16 protein-coding genes, 1 pseudogene and 1 riboswitch are annotated in these 20,297 nt (G+C 45.7%); of the genes and pseudogenes, 10 read left to right on the forward strand and 7 right to left on the reverse strand.

Features of this window, described 5'->3' with window-relative positions; all coding sequences use genetic code 11:
* Positions 1-209: 209 nt before the first annotated feature.
* The gene (locus tag C232_RS0107925) at positions 210-2,939 is read left to right on the forward strand and encodes a hypothetical protein (RefSeq protein WP_018663083.1); all 2,730 of its coding nucleotides are present in this window, start codon (positions 210-212) and stop codon (positions 2,937-2,939) included.
* 278 nt (positions 2,940-3,217) lie between these two features.
* A complete protein-coding gene (locus C232_RS0107935; protein WP_018663087.1) occupies positions 3,218-6,076 on the forward strand; it encodes a sigma-54-dependent transcriptional regulator in 2,859 nt (952 codons plus the stop codon).
* 154 nt (positions 6,077-6,230) lie between these two features.
* On the opposite strand, the gene C232_RS0107940 is transcribed toward C232_RS0107935, so the two are convergent.
* From C232_RS0107940 to C232_RS0107960, 5 genes are all read right to left on the reverse strand, one after another.
* Complete coding sequence (locus C232_RS0107940) at positions 6,231-6,605, reverse strand: DUF956 family protein (protein ID WP_018663090.1); 375 nt, start codon at positions 6,603-6,605, stop codon at positions 6,231-6,233.
* 209 nt (positions 6,606-6,814) lie between these two features.
* Positions 6,815-7,726, reverse strand: a complete 912-nt coding sequence (locus C232_RS0107945) for a PTS system mannose/fructose/sorbose family transporter subunit IID (protein ID WP_018663092.1) — start codon at positions 7,724-7,726, stop codon at positions 6,815-6,817.
* A 17-nt stretch (positions 7,727-7,743) separates the two neighbouring features.
* A complete protein-coding gene (locus tag C232_RS0107950; protein WP_018663094.1) occupies positions 7,744-8,550 on the reverse strand; it encodes a PTS mannose/fructose/sorbose transporter subunit IIC in 807 nt (268 codons plus the stop codon).
* A gap of 36 nt (positions 8,551-8,586) precedes the next feature.
* On the reverse strand, positions 8,587-9,558 hold the full coding sequence (locus tag C232_RS0107955; RefSeq protein ID WP_018663096.1) for a mannose/fructose/sorbose PTS transporter subunit IIA: 972 nt from the start codon (positions 9,556-9,558) through the stop codon (positions 8,587-8,589).
* A gap of 79 nt (positions 9,559-9,637) precedes the next feature.
* On the reverse strand, positions 9,638-10,135 hold the full coding sequence (locus tag C232_RS0107960) for a PTS sugar transporter subunit IIB (RefSeq protein ID WP_235801530.1): 498 nt from the start codon (positions 10,133-10,135) through the stop codon (positions 9,638-9,640).
* 456 nt (positions 10,136-10,591) lie between these two features.
* On the opposite strand from C232_RS0107960, the gene mmgD reads away from it, so the two are divergent.
* From mmgD to prpB, 3 genes are read left to right on the forward strand one after another with little or no spacing between them, the layout of a single operon-like run.
* Positions 10,592-11,722 (forward strand): citrate synthase, encoded by a 1,131-nt coding sequence (mmgD, locus tag C232_RS0107965; RefSeq protein ID WP_018663100.1) that lies wholly within the window; start codon positions 10,592-10,594, stop codon positions 11,720-11,722.
* 25 nt (positions 11,723-11,747) lie between these two features.
* Positions 11,748-13,187, forward strand: a complete 1,440-nt coding sequence (gene prpD, locus C232_RS0107970) for a 2-methylcitrate dehydratase (RefSeq protein ID WP_155891552.1) — start codon at positions 11,748-11,750, stop codon at positions 13,185-13,187.
* Between the two features lie 15 nt (positions 13,188-13,202).
* Complete coding sequence (gene prpB, locus C232_RS0107975) at positions 13,203-14,120, forward strand: methylisocitrate lyase (RefSeq protein ID WP_018663106.1); 918 nt, start codon at positions 13,203-13,205, stop codon at positions 14,118-14,120.
* A gap of 62 nt (positions 14,121-14,182) precedes the next feature.
* Here the strand turns inward: prpB and C232_RS0107980 are convergent, their stop codons facing one another.
* Positions 14,183-15,061: a YsnF/AvaK domain-containing protein gene (locus C232_RS0107980; protein WP_018663108.1), complete on the reverse strand. Its 879-nt coding sequence runs from the start codon at positions 15,059-15,061 to the stop codon at positions 14,183-14,185.
* 168 nt (positions 15,062-15,229) lie between these two features.
* Between C232_RS0107980 and C232_RS0107985 the strand changes: the two genes are divergently transcribed.
* The 5 genes and pseudogenes from C232_RS0107985 to C232_RS0108005 form a co-directional block, all read left to right on the forward strand.
* Positions 15,230-16,729, forward strand: a complete 1,500-nt coding sequence (locus C232_RS0107985; protein WP_018663111.1) for an amidase — start codon at positions 15,230-15,232, stop codon at positions 16,727-16,729.
* A gap of 69 nt (positions 16,730-16,798) precedes the next feature.
* Positions 16,799-17,419 (forward strand): RraA family protein, encoded by a 621-nt coding sequence (locus tag C232_RS0107990; protein WP_018663114.1) that lies wholly within the window; start codon positions 16,799-16,801, stop codon positions 17,417-17,419.
* A gap of 50 nt (positions 17,420-17,469) precedes the next feature.
* Positions 17,470-17,574: riboswitch (TPP riboswitch) on the forward strand.
* An 87-nt stretch (positions 17,575-17,661) separates the two neighbouring features.
* Positions 17,662-17,988 carry an MTH1187 family thiamine-binding protein gene (locus C232_RS0107995; RefSeq protein WP_018663117.1) on the forward strand — a complete coding sequence of 109 codons (327 nt, stop codon included), beginning with the start codon at positions 17,662-17,664 and terminating at the stop codon, positions 17,986-17,988.
* Complete coding sequence (locus tag C232_RS0108000) at positions 17,981-18,736, forward strand: ABC transporter permease (RefSeq protein WP_026314531.1); 756 nt, start codon at positions 17,981-17,983, stop codon at positions 18,734-18,736. The genes C232_RS0107995 and C232_RS0108000 overlap by 8 nt, the downstream gene beginning before the upstream one ends.
* Positions 18,733-19,092, forward strand: a pseudogene (locus C232_RS0108005) (ABC transporter substrate-binding protein); the annotation flags it as partial. The gene C232_RS0108000 and the pseudogene C232_RS0108005, both read left to right, overlap by 4 nt.
* Before the next feature lie 144 nt (positions 19,093-19,236).
* Here the strand turns inward: C232_RS0108005 and C232_RS18490 are convergent.
* A partial coding sequence (locus tag C232_RS18490) for an ISLre2 family transposase (protein ID WP_040400024.1) occupies positions 19,237-20,297 on the reverse strand: 1,061 nt, incomplete at its 5' end.

Raw genomic sequence — 20,297 nt, forward strand, 5'->3', positions numbered from 1 at the left:
AATTTTAAGGAAAAAACTGCACATGCCGGTGAATGATGTACAATAAACTTATATAAGCGGCCCTGATGCCAGTAACCATCATTCTCTTCTTTGAGCTGCAAGACCCCGGGGGAACGTATGCCACAGCCGGGCCGTGATACAGGAGAAAAATGCGCTTTCCGGTTACAAAACTGAATTAAAAATTCGAATCTCACTAGTGGAGGAGAAGTATGAAATTAGAAGACCAATTTGTCAATAAAACTTATTATGAGACATTTATGAAAGAACACGAAACACGCCAGCCCATCGAAGTGCTGGGAGACGCATTTGTGGAAGAAAATGCGCTGGAGACTTCGGATCTTTCTTATATCCGCTTTGCGCAGGGGGAAATTTATTTCCATTACAAGGATTATGAAGCAGCGGTTTTCAAATGGGAAAACATACATAATGACTTTGAACCGTGGGCGCAGAAAAACAGGGGAGATGCTTACTATGAGCTTGGCCTGCCAAGCATGGCTGAAGAGATTTACAAAGCCATTGAAACGGATTCCGTTGTCTTAAAAACAGAAGTGGCGCTGCAGCTGATTACCCTTTATATTGAAGAGGAAAAAACGGATCAGGCGGTACAGATGATTAAACAAACGGTTGCTATGAATCCGGATTATCCGGATGTCACGAAAATTGCCCGTGCCTATTTTGAAAAAAATGAAGACTGGATGAATGCAGTCGAACTTGCTGTCAATGAAGCCGTACGAACAGAATCGCTGCAATGGTTTGATGTATTAAAAACTTATATTGAAAAAGGCTATACGAGCACGATTGCACCCGATTATTTTCGGGAAGCTTTGTTTGTTTTATACAAAGTGGACCAAATCCATTTTGAACAAATGGCAGCTGCACTTTGGAAAACGTATCATTCAGATAACAATTATTTGAATTGGATTCTTGAATTTAATAATCTTTTTGCACAAATGGAAATTCACTCATTTGAAACATGGCATGAACTTTCCGCCATTTATCAGAAGACTTACCTGGATCTAATCAGCGGAAATTACTTATTGAAACAATTGACCGGAATCATGCCTGGCATTTTATCAAACTGGATCAGAATTACAGATGGCAGCCATGCACTGGCAGCATCTTCCAGCATTTTGGCCTGGAATGACCTGTTTCCGTCAAGCATTTCGGATAGGCAGATTCATGAAGCGGAAACGATCTTGTATCAGGCCGACCAAAATTTCGACCAACTGGAGTACCCGCTGGAATTGTTTGACACAATCATCAAATGGGCGAAAGTACACGACTTGTCTGTCAGCCAGCGCCTGAAATGGACTATAAGGGAATTGCTTGATTTTGATACCCGCCATGTGATGGTTGCCGGCATGAATGGCAGCGGGAAAACGGCATTTATCCAATCTGTTGTTGCAGACCGGCTGCCGGAACGCCCGACCAGCCATGTGATGGTTGCGCGCCATGATGAACAATCCGTGCTTGCTGTCGTTTCTGATCAAGGCATTATTACGGCTGCGGAAGAAAACGGTTTGCAGCTTGAGGCTGATGCGATATTGGAATGGCGGAGCCCGAGCCAATTTTTAAAGGAAAATGCCATGACCTTAATGGATACACCGGGATTAAACGGGCCGCAAAGAAGCAAAGTATATCAAACCGTATATTTTGCAGACGCCCTGCTGTTTGTATTAAATGCCAATGATCCGCTGACCGATAATGAAATCGATGCCCTCTTAAAAATAAAAGAGCGGGTGCCGGATATGAAAATTCATTTTCTGCTGACGAAAATGGATATGATTTACAGCAAACAGGAGGCGGCAAACCTGGTTGAAGAAACGAAAGAAAAAATGAAAAGCCGTTTTCCGGAATCCGAGCTGCTGGCCTACTCTTCCAATTATGCGAGCCGGGAAACGGTCAGTGAATTATCGGAATTTATCCAGAAAAATTTCCGAATCCAGCATATTGAGGACCTGCGCACAGCAAAATTGATTCGTTATATCCGCGAATCGATCACGTATTTATTAAAACAAAGGCTGCAAAATGAGAATGATTTGATTGATTCCATCCACCGCCGCGAGGACATGCATGCCAAGTTAAACGGGGCGGTCAACCAATTAATGGATGTGGAAAATGAGCAAATCGGGCTCATCCGCTCATCCTATAATGGCATACTGACCTCGATAAAGAGTGAACTGCTGACAAGGATTCCGGAAATTTTACGAAAAAGTTCTGATTTTATCAAAGAAAACAGCGATTTCCGGAAAATTCATTTGCAATTAAACGAAGAAATGAATAACCGGATCCGCCAAATGCTGCAAAGCGAAATTTTGCCGAAATTCTATGAGCTGGTAACCAATTGGATCGCCGACTCGGAAAAAGAGCTGCAGCAAAGCCAGGAATATTTGGACGAAATGGCAGAAGGCTTTAACCAGCTTTACGAAGAAGACATCATTGCACTCGCCTGTGACTTTAAGGTGCTGGATGACTGGCGCCGCGATGCCGACCGGATGGCGAATGGCATTCACTTTGAGTCAGTAAATATTTTATTGCGCCATACGCCGTCACAGGTGCTGCTGAAAAGCGCAGGCAAACTGCTCGGGGCGCTGTCCCAGAACAAAGCCATGCTCTACAATAAATATAAACGGTTTATCGAAACCCAGGATTACACGGACATTGCCCATTTAATCACCAATAAGGTACTGCTTCAGTTTGAATTATTTGAGCAAGGCCTTGACCGGGATATCCGGATATTTTTCAAAAATCCTGAATCCGTTCTGCGCGAAACCATTGCCGAAACGGAGTCAACGGTAGCCGCAGAGAAGGAAACTTTAGCGGATATGAAAGAAAATCCGGAAGTGTATCAGGATCCGCTAAAATTATTTGAATTAAAACTGCACCAATATGAATGGATGCTGGCGGCAAAGGGCATGGCCCCGCAAAAAGTGAATTAAATTAGGCGGAAAATTCATGAACGCTATCTGGATAAGAAAATTGTGTCCAGATGCGTTTCATAAGCCTGATGAACGCCATTTTGACAAGAAAATTAGGGTCAAAAGCCTTTCATGCGCAAAAAATGATTAAAAGAGGTCCGGTCCGCAAGCTTAGCCGCCGATAAAATCAGGCGGGGTTTCGGGGCCGGGCTTTTTTCCATCCTTTTTAGCTGTCCCCTCTGATACATTCGTGATACTATTAAGATACAAATATGGATTTGGGGAGAAGGGATGTCTTCGTGAAGCGTATTGACAGAATCTATGCATATTTAACCGAACAGTCACAGGGGAAAACGCTGGAAGACTTTATCCGCATGGAAGGTTTTACGGCGTCCGATATTGCGGACGATCTTGGAATATTGCGCAATAATGCCAGTGCTGAATTAAACAAATTGCTGCGCCAACATTTAATCATTAAGATCAAAGGGCGGCCGGTGCATTATCTTGTCAAAAGCTGTATTGAAAATTTGATACAGTGTAAACTGCCGGAAGATGTGAATGAATTTGATCATATTCATGAGGTGATAAATGTCCGGACTGCCGCTTCGGCTCCGGATGGGCACAAGGGACCTGATGCCCTGGAAGATCCAAGCCCGTTTGACGATTTAATTGGAGCAAAGTCCAGTTTGAAAGTCCAGGTTGAACAAGCAAAAGCCGCCGTACTGTATCCGCCGCACGGGTTGCATACGTTAATTGTCGGCCAGACCGGGGTCGGGAAATCGCTGTTTGCCAATATGATGTTCAATTTTGCAAAAGACTCGGCGCCATTTATGGACGATGACGCGAAATTTATTGTGTTTAACTGTGCGGACTATGCGAATAACCCGCAGCTTTTGCTTTCACATATTTTCGGACATACAAAAGGCGCGTTCACTGGCGCGGATACCGAGAAAGACGGACTCGTTGCAAAAGCGGACGGCGGGATGCTTTTTCTTGATGAAATTCACCGCCTGCCGCCTGAAGGACAGGAAATGATCTTTTATTTCATGGATACGGGCACTTACAGCAAGCTCGGGGAAACAGAACGGCACCATAAGGCAAATGTGCTGATCGTTGGTGCAACAACGGAAGACCCGGAATCGTCCCTGCTGAAAACATTTGTCCGCCGTATCCCGATTTTGATCCGGATCCCGTCTTTTGAAGAGCGTTCGTCAAAGGATAAAATTGAAATTTTGAAATTCCTGCTTGCCATTGAGGCGAACCGTGTCCAAAAACCCATTAAGATTGATGCCGAATCGATGAAGGCATTAATCGGGAATACGTCTTTCGGGAACATCGGGCAATTAAAATCCAATATTCAGCTCGTTTGCGCAAACGGATTTCTTCACTGCCTCCACGAAGACGTCATTAAAATCCAGTTTAAAGACCTGCCATCAGAGATTAAAAACGGTTTCTTCTATTTAAGCAGGAAGCGCCAGGAAATCCAGGAACTTTCAGATGGGCTGGAGTCATTTTTTACCGTATATCCGGAGGGGGAAAATAAAGCCCTCTTTGAAGAGGATCCATATGAGCCGGATTTCAATCTTTATAACATTATTGGCGATAAAGTCAGCTTTATGATGGACCAGGATGTATCTGATGAGGACATCAACCGGTTTTTAAAACTGGACATTGATATCCACTTGAACAAGTTTTACAACAAATTTTCAAGCAATGCGCTGAACCGCGAGAAAATTTTAAAGATCGTCAGCTCCGATATTCTTGATTTCAGTGATGAAGTGCAGGATGTGGTGGAAAAGCGTCTGAAACAAAAGGTAAATGATCGCTTTTTGCTGGCGTTCAGCCTGCACCTGACATCCTTCCTGAAGCGGGTCAAAAACCAGCAGGCCGCCTCGTATACCAATATTGAAAATGTAATTAACGACCGCCCGCAGGAGTATCAGCTGTCAATGGATATATGCAAAATGATCGAAGACCGCTATCATGTGCATGTGCCGGTAAAAGAAGCGATGTATTTAACAATCCTGCTGACCTCTTTACTGGATAACCAGAAGGCTGATCAGGTTGCCATCCTTGTCGCCGCCCACGGGAGCAGTACGGCGAGCAGCATGGTCAGTGTGGTGAAGAGCCTGCTTGGGGAAACGAATGTTGACAGCATTGATATGCCGCTCGACTTAAGCCCGAAATATATATTGGAAGAAATGAAGAACAGGGTAAAAGAAATTGACATGGGCAAGGGTGTCCTGCTGCTTGTGGATATGGGTTCACTGACGGGCTTCGGGGAGATTATTACAAATGAAACAGGCATTAAAACCCGGACGATCGATATGGTCACCACGGCCTTAGTCATTGAAGCAATCCGGAAAGCGACCATTATGGAAATGAATTTAGACGATATTTATGAATCACTGAAAGATTTCAGGGGATACGGATCCTATCAGGTGGAACAAACCAATCGAACCAAACCGCAAAAGCCGTCTGCCATTCTCTCTGTTTGTTCAACAGGGGAAGGCGCGGCTGAAAAACTGAAGCAGCTTGTCGGGCAGCTGCTGAAAAGCATTGGAAGAACCGAGATCAAAGTGATTCCGCTGCCGATCAATGAGGTGGAAAAAAGGCGGGCAGCATATATGGAAAAATATGATATCCTGTTAACCGTCGGAATTGCCGATCCGAAAGTCAACGCCCCGTTTATCCCGATTGAATCGCTGTTTATGGGGGAAGGGGAAAGCCAGGTTGTCCGTTTGATCCAGAACCAGCAGCTGCTGCCGTCCAATCCGCGGTCACCTGTAATGGTGCGTGAAATGAGCGAGGAAAGTTTAAATGAGTTTCTGACTTACCTGAACCCGAAAAAAATAATTGGTTCGATAACTGATTACGTAGCGAGCCTTGAAAAAATAAGCGGGCGCGCCTTTAACAATTCCGCCAAAATTAATTTGAACCTCCATATCGGCTGTGCCCTGGAACGCGCGGTCACCCGTAACAGCCTCGTTTATAAAAATGAAATACCGAAAGAAAAAGCGGCACAGATAGAAGAATTTAAGAAAGCGGCACAGATATTTTACGACAATTTTAAGATTCAATTAACCGATGACGAAATCTATTATATTGCGGATATGATCGAAAACATGCCTGTGAATGAACAGGTTACAGTTTCATGAGACAAACCGGAAAAAGAAGAAAAAAACTTTTTCCGGCTTTTTCAGGATAAAATACTGTTTTCAATCTTGTAAACGATTAATCAGTTCACCATTCCGGATTTATCCCCGAAAAAAAAAAAGACAAGCTCCAACCTGTCTTATCTTGTACGCAAAACTATGACTTTTTAAATTTACCCTTCAAGCCGCGTTTGATCACATCAAAGAAACTTAATGATTGGACCATATGGCTCGGATCAACGTATTCACGAATCGCCCGCAAAACTTTTTTCGGATCTTTAGAAGAAAAGGTATACGTCCCATTACGCTTTGTCCGGATCGCGAAACGCGGGATCCATTTCCCTTTGAACATGACTGAAGCGATGACGTAATCAACTTCTTCCCAGGGAATTTGAATAAACTTACGGGCATCACGATTATTGAAGAACTCAAATCCCTTGTCTCCGACCATGATCTTGCCATAATCCGTAAGTCCGATATGTGAGGTTGCATCTATAACTAAATCGACTTTTGTATTGATTGACTGAACCATTTGACCGACTCCGTTTCTTTTCATCATCATTATTATACGGTGCTTTATCATTTTAAGCAAAAAAATACCCGGGGATCAGTGCGGGCGTCTTTTTCAAAATCGGATGAGACCGATTCAGTGTAAGTAACAACGAAGCACAGACACCAGATCATCATTTAATCTTTTTAAAAAGCCCAGGCTAAAAAAAGCCTGGGCAAGCGTCTTTATGACTACATTAAGTGAATTAAGTGGAAGACGATCCCAACCACGAACAATCCAAGAATCATCACGATTGGAGAAACTTTCTTCTTAAGCAGCCACATGCAGAGAAGCGTCAGCAACAATCCGGCTAAACCAGGAATTAAGCTGTCCAGGTTGTCTTGTAAAGTCGTTACTTTAGTAGAATCCAGTGAAAGACCGGCCGCTTGTTGTTCCAACGCAGATTTAATCCCTTCCGCTCCTGAAGGCAGTTTATCCCAGTCAATATAAGCGCCTTCGTCAAGTTTAACTTTAGAAACAGTTGGCGTGAATTTTACAGACACCCAACGGTTAACTAATGAACCGAGGATGAACATACCAAGGATTGATGCGCCTTTCGTAATATCCTGGAGTAAACCGCCAGATAAGTCGTCCGTAATTTTAGAACCGGCTTTGTAGCCAAATTCCTGCGTATACCACATGAATCCCATACGAATGATATTCCAAAGTACGAAGTAAATAATTGGCCCAAGGATGTTACCGGTCATAGCAAGAGAAGCCGCTAACGCACCAAGGATTGGTTTAACCGTGAACCAGAAAACCGGATCCCCGATACCTGCTAAAGGCCCCATCATCCCGACTTTAACCCCTTGAATGGCTACGTCATCAACCGGCGCACCATTTGCACGTTCTTCTTCAAGTGCTAAAGTTACACCAAGAATAGGTGAAGCGATATAGGGGTGAGTATTAAAAAACTCCAAGTGACGTTTTAGTGCAGCAGCACGATCTTCTTTTGTTTTATATAGTTTTTTGATTGCGGGAATCATTGAATAGGCCCAGCCGCCGTTTTGCATACGTTCATAGTTCCAGGAACCTTGAATGAAAGTTGAACGCCACCAAACTGAAATCCGATCCTTTTTAGATAATTTAATTTGTTCTGCCATTTGTGCCCGCCTCCTTCTTAGTAATTATCAATAATGTCGCCTAGTGGATCACCGGTGTTGCCATTTCCGCCATTACCTGAACCGCCTTGTTTGGAAAGAGCTAAATAGATAAGTGCAAGCGCCACACCGATAGCACCCAGACCGATCAGTGTAATTTGTGAAACAGTCGCTAATACGAAACCAATTGCGAAGAATGGCCATACTTCTTTTGCAGCCATCATGTTAATAACCATTGCATAACCAACAGCTACAACCATTCCCCCGCCGATTGCCAAGCCTTCTGTCAACCAATCCGGCATGGCTTCAAGTAAGCCTCTAACCGGACCTGCACCAATCGCCAAAATTAACGCAGCCGGGATTGCAATCCGTAACCCTTGCATGATAATTGCGATGATGTGCCACATTTCAACTTTTCGGATATTGCCTTCTCTGGCTGCAGCATCCATAAAGTGTACGAATGCAGTTGCAATCGTACGGACAATAATCGTCAATAATAAACCTGCAACGGCAAGCGGAACGGCAATCGCGATTGCGGAAGATACACCGGCTTTGCCAGCGCCACTTAAAACTAAAATAATGGCAGATGCAACTGATGCTAACGCAGCATCCGGTGCTACAGCAGCTCCGATGTTTGCCCAGCCTAAAGCGATCATTTGCAGGGTACCACCTAAGATAAGGCATGGGACTAAGTTTCCTGTAACTAAGCCGATTAATGTACAGGCAATGATGGGTTGGTGGAAGTGGAATTCATCCAAAATGCCTTCCATACCAGCTAAAAATGCTACGATAAAGACTAATAACATTTGAATAATATTTAAATCCATGTTGATTCATCCTCCCTTTTCTCCTGATCATCAGGATTATTTTTGTTTGTTTAACTCCTCTTGAGCCTTCTTGATAATTTCGTCCATGTTGCCTTTTGAATCGCTTGGAACTTTACGGACATCGAATTTCAAACCGAGTTTTTTTAACTTAGCGAAAGTATCAATATCATCTTGGTTAAAAGCCAACACCTTATTGGGTTGAACTTTACCAGGGGAGTGTGCCATAGAACCAACGTTGATTGTCTTCAATGGAACGCCGCCTTCAACCGCTCTGAGCGCATCCTGCGGGTTTTCGAAAAGAAGTAACGCGCGCTGGCCGCCAAAATGTTGATTATCTTTTGCAAGTTCGATCATTTTATTGACAGGAACAACATGTGCCTTTACACCTGAAGGAGCGGCCTGTTGAATCAATTTCTTACGAAGTTCATCCTTAGCTACTGCATCAGATACAACGATGATACGTGTAGGCCGTGTCGTTTTTGTCCAGGCCGTCGCTACTTGCCCGTGAAGTAAACGGGAGTCGATCCGTGCTAATACGTATTCAAATTTACCGGGGGCGCCTGCATTTGAAGGCTTGGCCGCAGTTGCAGCAGATGCAGCAGCCGGTTGTAATGTTTCAGGCCTTACTTTAACCCCTTCTTGAGCTGCGCCTAAAATATGTGCGGCAATTTCGTGCGCTGTGTTCATTGAGAAGCGTGATGAATAAGCTTCAATCAACATTGGCAAGTTCATGCCGGCAACAATTGCCCATTTGTCTTTGTGTTCTTCAAACAAGCTGTTGGCTTGGTTGAAAGGAGTTCCACCCCAAAGATCGATTAAGAACAATACTTCGTCCTGATTGTCGAAAGAGGCGATTGCTGCTTTCATTTTTGCCTTTACATCATCCGGTCCTTCGCTCGGCATCAATGTAACAGCTTTTACATTTTCCTGTTCTCCAAAGATCATCGCCCCGGATTGCAAGATACCATTGGCAAATTCACCATGACTAGCAATGATAATTCCTACCATCTTTTTACCTCCTGTTCTCCTATTCTGATTGTTACAGCTTTAATCCTATAAATAAGTTCAAAAAACCTGTAACCTGAATTCAGTCATGCAGCATCTTTTCTTTTTTGAGCAGTTGGATCAGATCCATTTTTCGATCTGCAGGCACTTGGCGGATTTCCAGTTTGATTCCTAAATCGGCTAACTTCACAAAGGATTGAACGTCTTCATGATTCAAAGAAATAAAATTAGTGACCATCTTTTTGCCCTCACAATAACGCATGCCGCCGATATTAACCGTTTTCAAACCAACACCTGCTTCAACTACTTCCAGTACGTCTCGCGGCGAAGCAAACAACAACATGATCCTCGTTCTGTCAAACAATCGATTTTGATAAAGCTCAAGCAGTTTTTGCTTTGTGATGACGTGTGATTTGATGCTTGGCGGTGTCGCTTGTTTTAAGAGAAACTTCCGCAACTCATCATGGGCGACTTCATCACTGACCACTAAAATTCGTTCGATCCCCATGGCTCTCGACCAAACAGTAGCAACCTGGCCATGAATCAATCGATCATCAATGCGCGCAAGTCGTATATCCATTACCATCCGGCCACCTCCTACGAAAACAAGACTCAGATGCTAAAAGCCTTGTGATACGCTGAGTACAATGACACGCTTTTTTGTACTCACTAATAATATATGCAAATATCGTGCCAAAATACTGTATTGAAACCGTTGACTTTATCAGCTTTTAATTGATACACAAAAAAGATACACAAAATAATACAGTATAATATATTGTTTTGTGTATTGTTGCCATACTGCAGGATTGAAAACAAACAAATAATCAGCAAACCGATCCGTATAAGCCGGGCCAACTGGGAGTAGTGATCAGACAAATGATCTTCCTGATTGGAATTGTTAATGCAAGTTGTAATTTTTTCAATGTTATGATATGTTCTTATTGGGAACTTCACTGTTTCATACAGCCGTGCCGTTTGTCTTGCACAGAAATGAAAATGCTTACATTTTATTTTTTTGAACGGAGGATGGGAGATGGAAAAAACAACGGCTCAATTTGTCCCCGGCCTGGAAGGTGTAGTGGCCATTGAAACGGAAATTTCTTTTCTGGATACCATTGAAAGCGAGATTGTTTTAAAGGGGTATGATTTAATCGAACTATCCAAAACCAAAAGCTATTTGGACATTGTCCATTTGCTGCTGGAGGGGGTACTGCCTAATGCAGCGGAAAAGGCTGCACTTGAAGAAAGCGTAAAAGGGAATTATGAAATTCCGGATGCTGTCCTGCAAATTTTGCAGTTGCTGCCGAAAAAGACACACCCGATGGATGCGCTGCGGACGGGTGTTTCCGCGCTTGCAGGTTATGATGGAAATTTGCTCGACCGCGGGCATGAAACCAATTTGAACCGCGCCTTGCAGTTGCTTGGCCATGTTCCGAACATCGTCGCCAACAGCTACCATCTTTTACAAGGCGAAAAACCGGTAAAGCCACGCAAAGATTTATCATACAGCGCAAATTTCCTGTATATGATGACAGGCAAAGCGCCATCCGAAATGGAAGAAAAAATTTTCGACCGCTCGCTTGTATTATACAGCGAACACGAACTGCCGAATTCCACTTTTACCGCAAGAGTGATCGCCTCGACACTTTCCGATCTCTACGGCGCACTGACCGGTGCAGTTGCTTCATTAAAAGGCCATTTGCACGGGGGCGCCAATGAAGCGGTCATGGAAATGCTGAATGAAGCAGGCACGGTGGAAAAATTTGAAAGCTTGCTTTCTGCCAAACTGGCAAAGAAAGAAAAAATTATGGGTTTCGGCCACCGCGTTTATATGAAGAAGATGGATCCGCGGGCGCTGATAATGAAAGAAGCGCTAAAAGAATTAAGCCGCGAGCAGGGAGATGATTTGCTTTTGCAAATGTGCGAAGCCGGTGAAAAAATGATGGCGCAGGAAAAAGGCCTTTATCCGAATCTGGATTATTATGCAGCACCCGTCTACTGGATGCTTGGCATTCCAATTTCGCTTTACACCCCGATCTTTTTCAGTTCAAGAACTGCCGGCCTTTGCGCCCATGTTATGGAGCAACATGAAAACAACCGCTTGTTCCGCCCGCGTGTGAGGTACACAGGCCTGCGCGGTTTGCATGTAAATGAAACAATTTAGGGAGGGGCAAGTAAAAATGGCCAGTATAACGTCAACCAATGAAACTGTTGAAAAAAGAGATATTTTAATTGAAGAAATTGCCCGGTATGTGCTGGAAAAAGAGATAACGAGTACGGAAGCTTTTGAAACGGCGCGTTACGGGCTGCTGGATACGCTTGGCTGCGGCATTCTCGCCCTGCAATATCCGGAGTGTACCAAAATGCTCGGACCGGTTGTGCCTGGAACGATTGTGCCAAACGGGACGCGTGTGCCCGGCACTTCGTATGTGCTTGATCCGGTTCAAGGTGCTTTTAATATCGGCTGCATGATTCGCTGGCTTGATTACAATGACACATGGCTTGCAGCGGAGTGGGGGCACCCCTCCGATAATTTAGGCGGGATCCTGGCCGTTGCCGATTATGTGAGCAGAACGCGTGTGGCAAACGGGAAAGAACCGCTTGAGGTACGCGATGTGCTGGAAGCGATGATCAAAGCCCACGAAATCCAGGGGGTCCTCGCATTGGACAACAGCCTCAACCGGGTTGGCCTTGACCATGTATTATTTGTGAAAGTGGCGACGGCAGCTGTCGTGTCAAAGATGCTTGGCGGCGGGTTGGAAGAAATCATGAATGCCGTTTCCCATGCATGGATTGACAATGCTTCCCTCAGAACGTACCGCCACTTCCCGAATACAGGTTCAAGAAAATCGTGGGCGGCCGGGGATGCGACCAGCCGGGGAGTTGCGCTTGCTTTGATTGCGGTGAAAGGCGAAATGGGTTACAACACGCCGCTGTCCGCACCGGGCTGGGGTTTTCAGGATGTGCTGTTTAAAGGAAAAGAATTAACCCTTGCAAGGCCGTTTGGATCGTATGTCATGGAAAATGTTTTATTTAAAGTGTCATATCCGGCGGAATTTCATGCCCAAACAGCTGCGGAAGCCGCAGTGAAACTCCATCCGCAAGTCGCCGGGCGCCTTGGTGAAATCAAGAACATCACGATTACAACCCATGAGTCGGCCATCCGCATCATTGACAAAACCGGGCCCTTACATAATCCTGCCGACCGTGATCATTGCATCCAGTATATTACTGCAGTCGGCCTGCTAAAGGGTGATATCACAGCAGACGATTATGAAGACGAGGCTGCGGGAGATCCGCGTATTGATGCGTTAAGGGATAAAATGACCGTTGTCGAAAACAAAAAGTACAGCATCGACTATCTTGACCCGAACAAGCGATCAATTGCCAATGCCGTCCAGGTTTTTTTCAAAGATGGCACAAGCACGGAAAAGGTGGAAGTCGAATATCCGCTCGGCCACCGTTTCAGAAGGGAAGAGGCCATTCCAAAAATCGTCCTTAAATTTTCAAATAACCTGGCAACCCACTACCCGGCAAAGCAGCGGGAACGAATCGAAACGGCCTGCCTGCAGCCGAATCGCCTGGAAAATATGAAGGTGAACGAATTTGTTGAGCAATTTACTTTGTAGAAAGGATGTTGCACCATGGTTTGGATTGTCAATCAGCCAACCACGCAGGAAGCCCTTGCAAAGCGCTTCAAGGACTTAATAGGAGCGCCCGGAATATTGCAAATCCCGGGGGCGCATGATGCGATGGCCGCTTTGGTTGCAAAAAATACAGGATTCGAGGCGCTCTATCTATCGGGTGCCGCTTATACCGCGAGTAAAGGCCTGCCTGATCTCGGAATGGTTACCTCAACAGAAATGGCAGAACGTGCGCGGGAACTTGTCCGTGCTGCTGATCTGCCGGTACTTGTTGATATCGATACCGGTTTTGGCGGTGTATTGAATGTTGCCCGCACCGCTCGTGAAATGGTGGAAGCCGGTGTGGCCGCCGTACAGATCGAGGATCAGCAGCTTCCAAAAAAATGCGGCCATTTAAATGGCAAGCAGCTTGTTGAAACGAGTGAAATGTGTGAAAAAATTAAAGCAATAAAAGAAGTAGCGCCAACGCTTATGGTTGTGGCACGGACGGATGCAAGAGGCGTGGAAGGCGTTCGGCAGGCTTTAGATCGGGCAAACGGTTATGTGAAAGCAGGCGCGGATGCGATTTTTCCGGAAGCACTGCAATCAGCTGATGAGTTCCGCATGTTTGCCGAAAAAATCAAAGCGCCGCTGCTTGCCAATATGACTGAATTTGGCAGAACGCCGTATTATACCGCGGATGAATTTGCAGAGATGGGTTATCAAATGGTGATTTACCCGGTCACATCGCTGCGCGTGGCGGCGAAGGCATATGAGCGCGTGTTTGAAAAAATTAAAAATGAGGGGACCCAAAAAAACGCCCTTTCCGATATGCAGACAAGGAAAGAACTGTATAGTACCATTTCCTACGATGACTTTGAAGCGCTTGACCGGTCGATTGCAAAAACAGTTTTACCGGTGGCGCCTGCAGATCAATAGGAGGCCGGAAACACAGAACAACTGCCCAAAAAATGCTCTTTTGGGCAGTTGATTGTTTTTGATTAAGATTTGCTGGAATTGTCCACGTTTCCTGTACCGCCCTGGTTAACATGGGCTTCTTCTTTCTTAACCGTTTCAGAAACATGTTCTTTATCATTGACCGTGTGTTTGCCAATGACAATTTCTTCTTTTTTCACTGGCTTTTTCGTGACTTCCACTTGCTCTTCTACAATCGGGACTTTTATGGTTTCGGAACCGTCAACAGGTTCTGAAGCGCTATTTTCGTCAACCGGCCTGCGTTCTACATAAACTTCTTCGTGTTGGACTGGAACATCGAAATTCCTTTCCTCTGTTTTGACCTCTTTGTTGACTTTTACTTCACCTGTTTTTACAGGTTTTTTATTTACATGAAGTTCTTCTTCACGTACATCCAGCTTCTTTTCCTGGTTTGTCGAATAAGTTTCATCAAATTCATTCACCGGATTGGCGCCCGCTTCACCAATGGTTTGCGGGTCGGATGAGGCGTTGCCTGCTGTTTGCGGATCGGCTCCGGTTATACCTGCATCATCACCAGTATTGCCGGACCCGTCAACATGGCTGTCATCAAGAAGTACCAAATAGTTCCCGGCGTTGATTTCCTGGGAGTAGCGGTCCAATTCACCTTGTGGAATATCAAGATTGGTGAGACGTTTTGTGTTTTGGTCGTAATAGCCTGGTGTAAAGAATTCCTTAATCTTGTCCCAAAGATTTTCATTTTCGGTGTTTGTTAATGCTGATGCATCATTTACTGTGGTACCTGTCCGGTTTTCTAAATAATCGGTATCATTTCCATTTGTGATCACAGAAATATTGGAGGGGTTATATCCTTTTGCAGTTAAGCTGTCAATGGCGTCAATCGTATCTTGTAAAGTTGGGTAGACTCCGGCAACAGTCTTTGCCATATTTATCTTCCTCCTTTGTGGGTTACATAAATTTTTTACCCGCTGCAGATAGAAGTAAACAAGTTTAAACTGTTGCAAATTGTGGAAAGACAGCTGCTTTATCTCTTTACAGCGGGAAGGAAATCAGCGAACATAGAAAATGAGGCAGGAGATAGAGGAGGCTATAATATGAAAGAATCAGCGTATTTATCCTATGATGCTACCGGATTGGCACAGTGTATCAAGCAGAAAGAGGTGTCAGCAGCGGAAGTGTTTGACGCGGCCGTTTCCCGTATTGAAAACATGAACCCCGAATTCAATGCGGTCATCCGCAAGCGGTTCAAGAAAGCGCAACAGGAAATGAAAGCGCTGGAGCTGGAAAACCAGCCGTTTGCAGGAGTTCCTATGCTGCTGAAAGACATTTCCCAGGCGGTTCAAGGTGAGGGGCTGTCATCGGGTTCGAAATTATTACAGCATAACCGCTCCAGCCGCGATTCCAATTTTACGGCAACATTAAGGGCAGCCGGTTTTTTGTTTCTGGGCCATACAAATGTACCTGAGTTCGGGCTGAAAAATATTACCGAAACAGACTGGCTCGGCCCGGCAAGAAACCCATGGCATCCGGATTATTCCCCGGGCGGATCAAGCGGGGGCGCAGCGGCAAGTGTGGCTTCAGGCATGGTTCCGGTGGCCGGCGGGAATGATGGCGGCGGTTCGATCCGCATCCCCGCATCATTTACAAGTTTAGTAGGGTTGAAGCCGACAAGGGGGAGAACGCCGGTCGGTCCGGGGGTTGGGCGCCAGTGGCAAGGTGCGGCAGTCGATTTTGTACTTTCGCGCACAGTGCGGGACAGCGCTGCGCTTTTGGATGTGCTGCAAACCCTCCAGCCGGAAGCCGCTTTTCAAACGCCGCTGTTTACCGGAAGTTTCCTGGAAGATATGGAACAGTCCCGCACGCAAAAATTCAGAATTGCCTTTTCAACGAAATCTCCTGTGGGAACACCTGTCAGCAGGGAAGCGGTGCTCGCCGTGGAAAAAACGGCTAAGTGGCTGGCAGCGCAGGGGCATGATGTGGAGGAACAGCAGCCGGAAGTAGACGGCAGGCGCTTGATGGAAAACTACTATTTAATGAATTGCGGGGAAATGGCCGCCGAATTGTCGGCATTAGAGAAAGCAATGGGGCGCCCGCTGACCCACGATGACATGGAGATCGTATCCTGGGTACTGTTTGAAGCGGGAAAACAAGTCACTGCAGCTGAATTTACAAGCAGCCTTGCAGCATGGGATACGGCTGCAGCCCGGATGGCGGAGTTTCATGCAACCTATGACCTTTACATGACACCGGCCACGGCTTTTTCTGCACCGAAAATCGGCGAACTGGCCCAATCCCCCGAGGAAACGCGAAAATTGCTTCAAGTCAGCCGTTTGCGGAAGTCTGAACAACAGGCGATGATATACGAAATGTTTGAACCGAGCCTTACGTTTTCGCCGTTTACGCAACTGGCTAATTTGACCGGCCAGCCTGCAATCAGCCTGCCGGTACATCTCACAAAAAACGGCCTTCCGCTCGGCGTGCAATTCATCGCGCCAAAGGGCAAAGAAAACTGGCTGTTCCGTATGGCGCGCAGCCTGGAACAATCCGAACTTTGGGTGGGGATGGCTGGAAATCCTTGTTTTCACAATCATTAAAAAACGTTTTCATAGCAGGGATTTCGAAGTATACTAGAATTGAAACCACCAAACAAAGGGAGCGAAAAGATGGAATCGATGAGGGAGAAATTTTTAAAATTGCCGGCAACCTGTATCTCAGACGCAATGAACGGGATGAATAATCTCGACCCGCAAATTAAACCATTAAGAAAAGATTTCAAACTTGCCGGCCGGGCATTTACGGTAAAAATGCCAGTCGGGGATAACGTCGCAGTGTTAAAAGCGATCAGGGAGGCGCAGCCCGGCGATGTGCTGGTCATTGACTCAAAAGGGGATACATATCGGGCGATTGCCGGTGACTTCGTGCTTGGCATGGCCCAAACACTCGGTATCCAAGGTGTCGTGGCTGATGGTGTGATCCGGGATATTGAAGGCGTGCTCGCGCTTGATTTTCCTGTCTTTGCTAAAGGTACGACGGTTGCAGCAGGCGGAAAAGCCGGTGCAGGGGAAGTCAACATCCCGATTTCATGCGGCGGTGTACCAGTCTGCCCGGGTGATATCATTGTTGGGGATGCAGATGGTGTCGTGGTTATTCCGCAGGCCATATCCGGGGAGGTTTACAAAAAAGCCGTTGAAAAACTGGAGAAAGATGAAAAAAGAGAAGCAAAGGTAAGCGGAAACCGGGAAGAAATTTTAAGGTATTTAGACAACATGCTGCCGCGGAATTAAAATCTCTTTTAAACCGGCTAATGGTGTAATTTGTGTTACAATAGAAGAAACAATAAAAGCAGGGGAGCTCATGTAGCTGAGAGGGTGCCTTTTCGGGCATCGACCCTTAACCTGATCTGGGTAATGCCAGCGTAGGGAGTCATATAAGGAAAAACAAGGTTTTCGTGCGTTTTCTTGAAAAGGGCTTTCTTGCGTATGGCAGAAAGCTTTTTTGTTTGGAAAAATAAACAGGAGGTTATGAAATGGAAAAGTCGAATCAAGTCACCGTTTCGTTTTCAGTCGTGCCGCATGCCAAGAATGATCATTTATACAGTGTCGTGGACCGCGCCATTGAAGTCGTACAGAAATCCGGCGTACGCTATGAGGTCGGTGCAATGGAAACAACGATGGAAGGCGATTTGGATGAATTGCTGGCGATTATTAAAGAGGCCCAGGAGGCGTGCACAAAAGCGGGTGCCACTGAAGTGATCACGTCGATTAAAATCCATTACCGCCCAAGTACCGGAGTGACCATTGATGAGAAAATTGCAAAATACCGCAAACCGCAGCCATCGCCATCGCATGCTTAAACCGGTATCGGCCGCATTGTGGATTTTGCTGTTAATCTGTGTTTGGCAGGCTATTACAGCAGGATTCCATATCAGCGGCTGGATATTGCCGAAACCAACGGATATTTGGGCTGAATTAACCGGAATGGGAAGCATGCTGTGGCCCAATATTTGGCAAACCTTAATAGAAGTTTTGGCAGGAATGGGACTTGCGATATTATTAGGAGCGTTAATTGCCGTCATGATGGATATGGTTCCGCTGTTCCGCCTGTTCATCCACCCGCTGCTTCTCGTCTCGCAAACGGTGCCGATTGTCGCAATTGCTCCGCTGCTGGTCGTCTGGTTCGGCCTCGGGTTGCGCCCGAAAATCATCGTTGTCATTTTAATCTGTTTCTTTCCGATTGCCCTGAGCATATTGGAAGGATTCCAGACTGTAGACAGAGGCCTTATTCAATTAATGAAAACAATGCATGCAACGAATTGGCAGCTTTACCGGAAAGTGAAAATTCCGGCTGTCCTGCCCTACTTTTTTTCCGGTTTAAAAATTGCCGTTACCTATAGTGTAATGGGCGCAATTATTGGTGAATGGCTTGGCGCAAGCGAGGGACTCGGCGTGATGTTAACGCGGGCAACCAAGTCCTTTATGACCGCGCGTTTATTTGCTGTCGCCGCAGTCATTGTCGCCATGACCTTTTTGCTGTACACCGCCGTCGAAGTGCTGCAGCGGTTACTGGCGCCATGGAATGATAGAAAGGAAGATCATCAATGAAAAAAGCATGGATTTTGCTTGCTGCAATGATGCTGCTGCTGGCATCCGGATGTTCAGGCAGCAAACAGGAAAATCGTGAAAAAGCGCTCCGGAAAGTGACGGTTGTTTTGGACTGGTTTCCAAATACCAACCATACCGGCCTTTATGTTGCGAAAACGAAAAATTATTTTAAAAAGCAGGGGCTGAATGTGAAAATCATCCAGCCGGGCGATAATATTACCGCCGAACAAATGGTCGCTTCGGGGAAAGCTGATTTTGGCGTAAGCTACCAGGAAAATGTGACCACCGCCCGTGTGGAAGGGGTTCCGATTGTGTCCATCGCTGCCATTATCCAGCACAACACGTCCGGATTTGCGTATGTGTCAAGTTTTTCTCGATAGTGTTTAAATATCGGGTATTTCAAGACACTCTTTTTGTACACTTTCGACTACCGCGCTTCGCTTGCTCTCCTGGATAAATGACATTAATTTTCAAATCAATGTCATTTATCCAGGTTGAAATTAAATTCTCAAGATTTTGCTTAAATTTCCAACTGCCGATGATGTGCTTGTAAACAAGCTGACCGACCCCCGTTTTACCCCAATTGACGGGCGCACGGACTGTTTAAGCAACTGGGACATCCTGATCGCTTGCTTCAATTCCCGATGTTTCCTCGCGCTTCTTGTACGGCGTTTCAGATAGGCTTCTTTCAATGTTCGGTTAAGAATCCCTTGTTTGATCTTAACCATGGCTTCTGCACCTTCTTTGCTCCAATGCATGCCACGTTTCTTCATCCGGAATGAAACATGTCTTTGGTTGGATTCCATTGCTCCCAGGCCTCTTGCACCTTCTGGCACATTTTCAAGCTTGTCTCTCCAATCAAAAATGCGTTCCCAGTTTTTTAAGATATACGAGCGGAAGTCTTTGATTTTCTTGAGGTTCTTTTTGTCCGTTAATGTGCTTTCGTACGTGTCCAAATACAGTGTGAATTGATCTAAATCGTGCGTTTTTATCGCCTTTCTAATCTGCTCCTTTATTTCACTCTTTCCGCCCCCAAATGTTCTGACGATGGCCTGTGCAACGTGGTATGCATCCAGTTGATTGAGCACCGGAAATTCCGATTGTGAGAACGCCGTTTGAAACCGTTCAGATGTGTATCCCGGCCCTCCGTCACTGTTAGTAATGATACGGGCTTTTTCAAGTGAATAGGTGCTGGCGGCGACAGCTTGGACTTCATCCCAGAATGTCTGGGTGGGTTCGGTTGTCATGATAACTTTTGGCTGGCGTAGAAAAACCCTTTTTCCATTGGTTCCCCACCCCTCATAAAGAATGGCATGGTGGACTTCCATATTCTGTTTCTTTTTTAACCCCCGGACGAATACGCCGTCAGCTTCGGCAAACAGGTAGTCTACCTTCTTCCCATTAGGCAGTGAGGTAGCCAATTCAAGCTCTTCTACAAGGGCCTGGTCAGATTCCACTTGGGTTTTCCCTACGCGTTTCACCATTTCCCCTACAGTTGTGTGACTGAGACTCACTGCCGTCCACTCTTTTAAAATATCAGCCGCCTCCCGATAGGTGTTCT

The organism is Heyndrickxia acidiproducens DSM 23148, assembly GCF_000374345.1.
Lineage (GTDB): Bacteria > Bacillota > Bacilli > Bacillales > Bacillaceae_C > Weizmannia > Weizmannia acidiproducens.

Excerpts from the sequence above, each read along its gene's own strand:
- C232_RS0107925 (WP_018663083.1), top strand. The coding sequence starts at position 210 with ATGAAATTAGAAGACCAATTTGTCAATAAAACTTATTATGAGACATTT.
- C232_RS0107940 (WP_018663090.1), bottom strand. The coding sequence starts at position 6,605 with ATGGTTCAGTCAATCAATACAAAAGTCGATTTAGTTATAGATGCAACC.
- C232_RS0107945 (WP_018663092.1), bottom strand. The coding sequence starts at position 7,726 with ATGGCAGAACAAATTAAATTATCTAAAAAGGATCGGATTTCAGTTTGG.
- C232_RS0107950 (WP_018663094.1), bottom strand. The coding sequence starts at position 8,550 with ATGGATTTAAATATTATTCAAATGTTATTAGTCTTTATCGTAGCATTT.
- C232_RS0107955 (WP_018663096.1), bottom strand. The coding sequence starts at position 9,558 with ATGGTAGGAATTATCATTGCTAGTCATGGTGAATTTGCCAATGGTATC.
- C232_RS0107960 (WP_235801530.1), bottom strand. The coding sequence starts at position 10,135 with ATGGATATACGACTTGCGCGCATTGATGATCGATTGATTCATGGCCAG.
- mmgD (WP_018663100.1), top strand. The coding sequence starts at position 10,592 with ATGGAAAAAACAACGGCTCAATTTGTCCCCGGCCTGGAAGGTGTAGTG.
- prpB (WP_018663106.1), top strand. The coding sequence starts at position 13,203 with ATGGTTTGGATTGTCAATCAGCCAACCACGCAGGAAGCCCTTGCAAAG.
- C232_RS0107980 (WP_018663108.1), bottom strand. The coding sequence starts at position 15,061 with ATGGCAAAGACTGTTGCCGGAGTCTACCCAACTTTACAAGATACGATT.
- C232_RS0107985 (WP_018663111.1), top strand. The coding sequence starts at position 15,230 with ATGAAAGAATCAGCGTATTTATCCTATGATGCTACCGGATTGGCACAG.
- C232_RS0107990 (WP_018663114.1), top strand. The coding sequence starts at position 16,799 with ATGGAATCGATGAGGGAGAAATTTTTAAAATTGCCGGCAACCTGTATC.
- C232_RS0107995 (WP_018663117.1), top strand. The coding sequence starts at position 17,662 with ATGGAAAAGTCGAATCAAGTCACCGTTTCGTTTTCAGTCGTGCCGCAT.
- C232_RS0108000 (WP_026314531.1), top strand. The coding sequence starts at position 17,981 with ATGCTTAAACCGGTATCGGCCGCATTGTGGATTTTGCTGTTAATCTGT.